Annotated in this window: 2 protein-coding genes; both read right to left on the reverse strand. The window is 64.5% G+C overall.

Annotated features, from left to right (window positions below; genetic code table 11):
• Nucleotides 1–31 precede the first annotated feature (31 nt).
• Nucleotides 32–439 carry a hypothetical protein gene (locus tag ACFW2E_RS46655; protein ID WP_384478195.1) on the reverse strand — a complete coding sequence of 136 codons (408 nt, stop codon included), beginning with the start codon at nt 437–439 and terminating at the stop codon, nt 32–34.
• Between the two features lie 422 nt (nt 440–861).
• Nucleotides 862–1473 (reverse strand): SigE family RNA polymerase sigma factor, encoded by a 612-nt coding sequence (locus ACFW2E_RS46660; protein ID WP_384478198.1) that lies wholly within the window; start codon nt 1471–1473, stop codon nt 862–864.
• Nucleotides 1474–1544 lie beyond the last annotated feature (71 nt).

Below are 1544 nucleotides of genomic sequence, written 5' to 3' on the forward strand. Positions count from 1 at the left end.
CCCTGGGGGCGCCCTCAGCGTGTCCTCCCGGTCAGCCGACGCTGCCGTACTCCATGGGGAAGTCCGGGGGCCAGGGCTGGGTGAAGTCGAACAGGGACGGGTCTTCGAACTTGCGGTCCGCCTCGCGCCACGAGGGGTTGGCGGAGACGACGAAGCTGTCCCCGTCCGGTTCGATCATCCAGGTGAAGCCCGCATCCTCGGCAGGGAGGTCATGACGCTCCTTCAGCACCGCGAACGCAGCCTCCGACGCCGGGCGGACGTGAATCCCCTTCTGGTAGATGGGCTTGAGCAGCATGAGCTCCACATGTCCGAAGTACACCTCGACGCGGGTGTCCGTTCCGTCGACGGCGGTGGCGTCGCTGCGCAGCAGCAGCTGCCGGTGCGACGCCGCGAAGCTGACCACCCGGAACAGACGTCCCTCTCGTACGAAATCCGGCATTCTCGTGTTCTTCCTGTCCTCGGGATCTTTGGGTCACTGGGCCCAGTCCGACTTCGACATGTCTTTGACAAGGCTCGGCGCCTTGTCACCCGGCTTTGTGAAGTATGTGAAGTACCAGTCGACGGCGCGAAGTGCCGACGTCCAAGGATCACCTTGAGACGCTGCGTTGCCACCTCCCGCCCGGTTCCGTTGTTGCTTCCTGGTGTGGCCACCGCCCGCCAGTCGCCGCCCACCAACGGCTTCCCGCGCTCGACGAGCTGTTGAGGGCTTCTGCTGCGGTCTTCGCGTCCGGAACACCGTCCAGCGAAATGCTCAACTTCACCGACTTAGACGACCAAATGATCTGTCTCAGCGAGAGTTGAGCAGCTTCATTCCTTCGTGGCGGAGCCGAGAGTACTGGTTGACGAAGTACGTCAACCAGTTCATCGTGTCCGTGCGCAGCAGGGATGCGGTGCGTCCGGCGCAGTGATCGTGCTTGTCGGGCTCTCCGTCAATGGGTTCGCAGTGCCAGCTGCTGGTGAAGTCGAGTCGGGGCTGCGGTGCTGTAGCTCGTGGCGGAGCTGGGCGAGTGCCCGGTGCAGTGTGCTTTTGACCGTGCCGGGTGCCATGCCGAGGGTGGCGGCCGTCTCGGCGGTGGACATCTGCTCCCAGTACCGAAGGACCAAGACGTTGAGCTGCTGGGGCGGCAGCGTCTTGATGATGTCCATGAGCAGTGCACGATCGGCGTGCTGATCGGCCCAGTCCTCGACAGACGCGTCCGGCAGATGCTCGGTGGGGAGCTCTTCCAGTTTCCGTGCTCGCCACCACTCGGTGCGGGTGTTGATCATGACGCGGCGCAAGTAGGCGTCCGCGAGCTGTTTGTTAGCTATGTGCTCCCACCGGTGGTAGGTGCGTAACAAAGCGGTCTGAAGGAGATCCTGGGCGGCGAGCGGGTCGCCGACGAGGCGGCGAGCGCTGCGCAGCAGAGCGTCCTGCCGGGTACGGACATACTCCTCGAATTCGAGTGCCGTGCCCAGGCGCTTGCTCGACTTCACGTGGCACATCCCCCTTCGTATATGGGCGTGGGTGGCTGGGCCTGCCGGGCAGGCGTGCGGCCGTCTGGAGC

Source organism: Streptomyces sp. NPDC058964 (genome assembly GCF_042741275.1).
Classification (GTDB): domain Bacteria; phylum Actinomycetota; class Actinomycetes; order Streptomycetales; family Streptomycetaceae; genus Streptomyces.